This is a genomic window from Moorena sp. SIO1F2 (genome assembly GCF_010672755.1).
Lineage (GTDB): Bacteria > Cyanobacteriota > Cyanobacteriia > Cyanobacteriales > Coleofasciculaceae > Moorena.
In genome coordinates this window covers 28002-34238 of the sequence record NZ_JAAHFV010000036.1, presented here as the reverse complement: position 1 = coordinate 34238, position 6237 = coordinate 28002, and the positions used below count along the sequence as shown (strand labels likewise).

General features: G+C 43.6%; 6 protein-coding genes. 4 read left to right on the top strand and 2 right to left on the bottom strand.

All coding sequences use genetic code 11. From position 1 onward, the window contains the following. Positions 1-295: 295 nt before the first annotated feature. Both F6J94_RS07385 and F6J94_RS07380 read left to right on the top strand, forming a co-directional pair. Positions 296-937 carry a DUF3120 domain-containing protein gene (locus F6J94_RS07385; RefSeq protein ID WP_293038672.1) on the top strand — a complete coding sequence of 214 codons (642 nt, stop codon included), beginning with the start codon at positions 296-298 and terminating at the stop codon, positions 935-937. 311 nt (positions 938-1248) lie between these two features. Further along, complete coding sequence (locus F6J94_RS07380; protein ID WP_293038681.1) at positions 1249-2268, top strand: adenylate/guanylate cyclase domain-containing protein; 1020 nt, start codon at positions 1249-1251, stop codon at positions 2266-2268. A gap of 228 nt (positions 2269-2496) precedes the next feature. On the opposite strand, the gene F6J94_RS07375 is transcribed toward F6J94_RS07380, so the two are convergent. Beyond that, the gene (locus F6J94_RS07375; protein WP_293038669.1) at positions 2497-2859 is read right to left on the bottom strand and encodes a hypothetical protein; all 363 of its coding nucleotides are present in this window, start codon (positions 2857-2859) and stop codon (positions 2497-2499) included. Between the two features lie 104 nt (positions 2860-2963). After that, on the bottom strand, positions 2964-3113 hold the full coding sequence (locus F6J94_RS07370; protein WP_293038666.1) for a hypothetical protein: 150 nt from the start codon (positions 3111-3113) through the stop codon (positions 2964-2966). A gap of 60 nt (positions 3114-3173) precedes the next feature. Here F6J94_RS07370 and F6J94_RS07365 point away from each other — a divergent pair, with 60 nt between their 5' ends. Beyond that, positions 3174-4037, top strand: a complete 864-nt coding sequence (locus F6J94_RS07365; protein ID WP_293038663.1) for an alpha/beta fold hydrolase — start codon at positions 3174-3176, stop codon at positions 4035-4037. Positions 4038-4048: 11 nt separating this feature from the next. Beyond that, a complete protein-coding gene (locus F6J94_RS07360) occupies positions 4049-6169 on the top strand; it encodes a tetratricopeptide repeat protein (protein ID WP_367142174.1) in 2121 nt (706 codons plus the stop codon). The last annotated feature ends 68 nt before the right edge of the window (positions 6170-6237 follow it).

The window sequence follows — 6237 nt, the reverse complement described above, 5'->3', positions numbered from 1 at the left end:
TCCCTATTCCCTATTCCCTATTCCCTATTCCCTATTCCCTACTCCCTACTCCCTAAAAATTTGTACTTCACCCAATTGAAAAATTAAATATTTCTACCCTTGCCATCAACCACCACATTTCAGTACTATTACCAATATGCCCCCAGGGGGGATATTGGTAATGATATATTAAGTTCAATAAAGATAATTAACGATAAGTAACAAAATTTTGTTGAAAAATACTTGGTTTTCTGCTAGAGCCCCAAGGAATTCCCATCAGTCAGGGCAACTGCTTCTATCGATCCCCCCTAGGGGAGTGAGTAATCCTCAAGGATGGCTATTATTTGCTGCCGCCTCTTTCTTGGTTTCTGTACCAGTGTTCTTTCAAGCTCCCCTAGTGCGCCTTTTCCCACTGTTGAGTTTAGTCATCACCTTCGCTTGGGTGTGGCTGGGGGTAAAACTGCTCCAACGTCCATCAACCCAAGTCTGGGGTGACTTGCTGTTGGGATTTAGCTGGAGTTGGCTGGCTGGTTCACTATATTGGGGTTGGTTGCGCACTGAACCTCTATGGCATTTACCCGTAGAAGCGATTGGTCTACCATTCGCTCTGTGGGGATTGTGGCGGGGTTGGGGAAAGGTAGGAAATCTATTTTACTTGGGTTCGTTATTCGGTACAGCCATGACCGACATCTATTTCTACTTGACGAATCTAATTACTTACTGGCGTCAGGTGATGGTAGTAGAGCCAGTCCTGGCAAAACCAATCTTTCAAAATGCGATCGCACAAGTCCAAACCCCTTGGGGAATTAGCTGGGCAGTGGTTTTGGTTGCTACGCTAGGAATAGTTGGTCTTTGGTCATTGACAAAAGAACAGCCTCATTGGTGGACGTTTAGTGGAGCGGTGTTGAGTACAATCTTGGTAGATAGTCTTTTTTGGTTGGCAGCTAACCTAGCATGATGACTCCAGACACTAACCCTAAAGGGTACAGTGTGGGCTTCTTCGGAAGCCTTCGTCATTTATTTATTTATATTTAGTGATTTATATATTTATATTAGGTTAGGTTAGTTTTGAGCGTTGTCATTCCGAAATGACTTGATCATCCTTTGAATCCATCTACTAGGGTCAGCTTCTGAGTCTTGCTGGGTCATTGACAGCAGCAAACTCAAGCTCGATTAGCAGTAATTGGTTAGTAACTTATGGCTGCTATTGTTTCTCCAACTTCTGCGCTATCCTTCCCTGATCAGGGGAAATCTTGGAAAATTGATGCAATGATCAACGTCTCAATTAACCCTGTTGTTGCTCCTATATCTGTGGTGACTTTGCGATCCACCCCTTACCTACTTATGCCTACCGGCTCTGACGATCAGTATATGCCATTAGTTGGTAGTAATTGCTGGACCGTCGGTCGTAGTTATGATAACAATTTTGTACTTTCAGATCGCTGGATTTCCAGAAACCATGCGATGTTGCAGTGTACCGAAAACGGTGATTTCTATCTTATTGATTTAGGCAGCCGTAACGGTACATTTGTCAATGGACGCAGAGTCAGTATTCCGGTGACCTTGCGCAATGGCGATCATCTTACCTTTGGTCAGACAGAATTGGAGTTTTATTGCCCACCCAAGGCTCATAAAACTGAACCATCCGAACCTATACATAAAGATACCCAAACCTCAATATTGCACGTGCGCCGCCTGATTTCTGTGATGGTGGTGGACATCCGGAACTTCACCGTACTCACCCACCAGTTAGATGAAACCAGCCTCTCAGTGGCAATTGGTAGTTGGTTCCGGGAGTCTGGAGAAATTCTGAAAAGGTGTGGCAGTTGGGTAGATAAATACATCGGTGACGCGATTATGGCGATTTGGTTTCATGGCTCTGAAGGGGTCAGTGATCAAGAAGCCATGAGTATTTTGCAAGCAGTCAATGACCTCAACAAAATGACTACCAATCTGTCTAATGAATATCCTCTGCCCTTCCCACTGCGAATTGGTACTGGAATCAACACAGGAATGGCGATTGTTGGTAACACCACTGGTAGTGGCGATCGCCCAGAATACACTGCTATTGGGGATACTGTAATTGCCGCTTTTCGCCTCGAATCTGCCACCAAGGAACTTGGTCTAGATATTGCCCTAGGGGAGGATACATACCGTTACGTTTCTAAAATCGGAAAGTCTGAGCTTAACTTCAAGCAACACACTGTAAATCTCAAAGGTTATGATAATTCCACTATTACCTACGCTGGAACCTATGGAGATTTAGAAAATTTCTTGCGTGCGAGTTAACTCTACTCTACCAATTATTGAATAAGCTTTATTACAAGGTATTGCTAAAGTATCACTCATTTCGGTAAAGGTTAGTAGAATTGAGAATTGAGAATTGAGAATTGAGAATTGAGAATTGAGAATTGAGAATTGAGAATTGAGAATTGAGAATTGAGAATTGAGAATTCAATATTCAACCTTTAACCTTCAACCTGCTAACCTGCAACCTTAAAAATTAATCCCTAACTATTAAAACTTGAACTGAGCCCCTGCTTGGACTCTAGCATCAAATCCCTCGTCACCCTTACCTAGTTTAGAATCTATAAATATACCATTATCTGAATGGTACCTCAAGATAGCGCCATAGTTAAAGTCTGAAACTCGACTTTCAAGCCCCACATTGGTAGTGGTGAAATTTCTGACATAAGCGCCTAGAGAAAAATTATCGATCACTCGTTGTAAAAGCTCTACATCATAAAACACCTTTCTACCTATCTCTAGATTAAGCTTGGATTTTAAACCGCCGACAGTTCCTAATTCTCCAGTAATATTATATCCGACAATTTCCCATAGGAAAGGATTCACAGCTAAATTCAATAAATCCTTGGTCATCGCTCCCTTTGGCTGTGCAAGTTGATAATTATTTAATAGGCGGAAAGTTTTGAATTTTATTAAATAAATTTATTTTCTTTGATAACCAAAAAATAAATAATTTTTTATCCGGATAAAAATAGAACAATAGGGAGTAGGGAATCGGGAATCGGGAATCGGGAGCGGCGGAATATAGGGTAGACAGAGAATATATTGGCACTTTCTGGATTTCTCACCACTGAATCAGTAGCTAATATAATGGATAGCAAGAGCATCAGGGTCACGAAGCATCTCAATAATAATCTCAATGACCTTCATTCCTGGAGAGCTAGTCTGTGAGTGATTGTAACGATTTAATTGAAATTTTTGGTGCTCAGAACCCCGATCGCCGTGGAGATGTCATTTTTGTCCATGGACTCGGAGGTGATGCCCGGGGTACTTGGCACCCGCAAGAACGGCGAGATGATCATAATTTTTGGCCTGCTTGGCTGGGGCAAGATTTATCAGATGTGGGAATTTGGTCTCTGGCTTATGAGGTAGAACCGTTTCGATGGAAGGGTAATTCTATGCCTCTGGTAGACCGGGCGACTAATAGTTTAGATCTACTGGATAGCTATGAGATAGGGGATCGCCCAATAATTTTTGTTACTCACAGTATGGGGGGACTGCTGGTTAAACAGATGCTGCGCAGTGCTAGGGACTTTGGCAAATGGCAAGCGATCGCATCTCAAACTAGAGGAATTGTTTTCCTGTCTACCCCTCATTCTGGTTCTGATCTGGCAAGTTGGATTAATTATATTGGCACGATTCTACGAACCACTGTCAGTATTGAGGAATTGGAGGCGCACCATTCTCGCTTACGGGAACTGAATCTTTTGTATCGCAATGACCACCAGTTTAGCCAAATCCCGATGCTGGTTTACTGCGAAACCAGACCTACCAATGGGATTTTAGTGGTGAATCAAACCAGTGCTGACCCTGGTATTAAGGGGGTTATTCCTGTCCCGATGGATGTTGACCATATCTCTATCTGCAAAGTAGATGATAAAAATAATCGAATCTACCGTCAGGTAAAGCGGTTTGTCAATCAGAATTTAACAACTCCTCTGCCACTGATTCAACCGAAAGTAGCAGTTCATCCCGATAGTAATCCTGATAGTAAAGAAGAAGAGGAAAAAAAAAAGTTGATGATGGACTAGGTTTAAAAGACATTCCCCAAAATCTGCCCCGCACCTATGTTTCCAAATTCGTTGGACGCTCAAGTGAACTGGAAACTCTACACCAGCGGCTACAGCAGGCAGAACGGGTGGTAATTTCTGCTATTTCTGGCATGGGTGGTATCGGTAAAACTGAATTAGCCCTGCAATATGCCATCAACTATTACCGGAAACATTATCTCGCTGGGGTTTGCTGGCTGCAGGCGCGGGATGTGGATTTAGGTAATTTAGGGACTCAAATTGTAAAGTTTGCGCGGAACAAAATGAAGTTATCCGTGCCGCAGAAATTAGACGACCAACCCCTCAATCTCGACGAACAAGCGCAGTGGTGCTGGGACAATTGGCAGCCATCGGATAATTTGGTGCTGGTGATTTTGGATGATGTTACTGAATATGATAAAATTAAAGCCTATCTGCCTCCAAATCACCCCCGTTTTAAGATTATTATTACTACCAGGAAGCAGTCGTTAGCAGAGTCTTTTGAGATGTTGCCATTGCAAGTACTTTCGGAAGCAGCGGCTTTGGAGTTATTGGAATCCCTAATCGGAAAAGAAAGACTAAACCGGCAGTGGTCGGAAGCCAAAAAACTCTGCAAATGGTTGGGATATCTACCCCTAGGTTTAGAATTGGTAGGGCGATATTTAAAAACGAAAAAGGATATATCCCTGACAGATATGCAGCAGCGGTTGGAAAAAAAGCATTTGGAACAGCGATCGCTAAAAGAACCAACTGCTACTATGACAGCACAAAAAGGAGTGGCAGCTGCTTTTGAGTTGAGTTGGCTTGAACTGAATCAAGATGCCCAGCAGTTGGGTTGTCTGCTGAGTTTGTTTGCTTTGGCTCCCATTCCCTGGGAATTGGTGGAAAATTGTTTGCCTGACCAAGATTCAGAGGATTTAGAAGATATTAGAGATGACTTTCTGTTGGAACTGAATTTACTTGGGCGCACGGATAAGGGAATCTACCAGCTGCACGAGTTGATTCGAGAGTTCCTACGAGACAAAATGGAACGTTACGATGGGGCTGATCAACTCAAGCAGGGATTTGGTCAGACAATGGTGGCCGTGGCAGATAAAATTCCTAAGATGCCGACACAAAAGGATATAGATGCAACTACTCCCGCCATCCCTCACCTGACAGAAGTTGCTACAGTACTCTCAGACTGGCTCAAGGATGAAGATTTATGCACACCTTTCCAGGGTCTGGGTTGGTTTTACGAAGGTCAAGGGGCTTATGAGCAGGCATTACCCTGGTTAGAGCAAGGCTTAAAGCTCACCCGCGATCGCTTGGGAGAAGAACACCCAGATGTGGCCACCTCCCTCAACAATCTGGCAGTACTCTACTATAGGCAGGGACGGTACTGCAAGGCAGAACCTCTCTATGTCCAAGCCTTGGAGATGAGGAAAAAACTTTTAGGTACTCAACACCCAGATGTTGCTCTCTCTCTCTACAATCTGGCTAAACTATACTCTTATCAGGGACGGTACTCGGAGGCAGAACCTCGTTTTGTCCAAGCCTTGGAGATGAAGAAAAAACTTTTAGGTACTCAACACCCAGATGTTGCTCTCTCTCTCTACAATCTGGCTAAACTATACTCTTATCAGGAACGGTACTCGGAGGCCGAACCTCTTTTTGTCCAAGCCTTGGAGATGAAGAAAAAACTATACGCTCAACAACACCCATATGTCGCTCTCTCCCTAAATGGTCTGGCTAAACTATACTCTAATCAGGGACGGTACTCGGAGGCCGAACCTCTTTTTGTCCAAGCCTTGGAGATGTTTAAAAAACTATACGGTCAACAACACCCATATTTCGCTCTCTTCCTCAACAATCTAGCAGTACTCTACAGGGATCAGGGACGTTACTCGGAGGGAGAACCTCTTTTTGTCCAAGCCTTGGAGATTTACAAAAAACTTTTAGGTACTGAACACCCACATGTCGCTATCTCCCTCTACAGTCTGGCATTACTCTACAATAATCAGGGACGGTACTGCGAGGGAGAACCTCTGTTTGTCCAAGCCTTGGAGATTTTTGAACGAAAGTTAGGGTCAAATCATCCCAATACTATCGCTTGCCGCGAGAATCTTCAAAAATTGCGGGATGAGCTGACCTAGGAAGGCAGAAGGCAGAAGGAAAGGGAAAGGCAAGAGGCAAGAGGCAAGAGGCAAAAGAAAAAAAATAG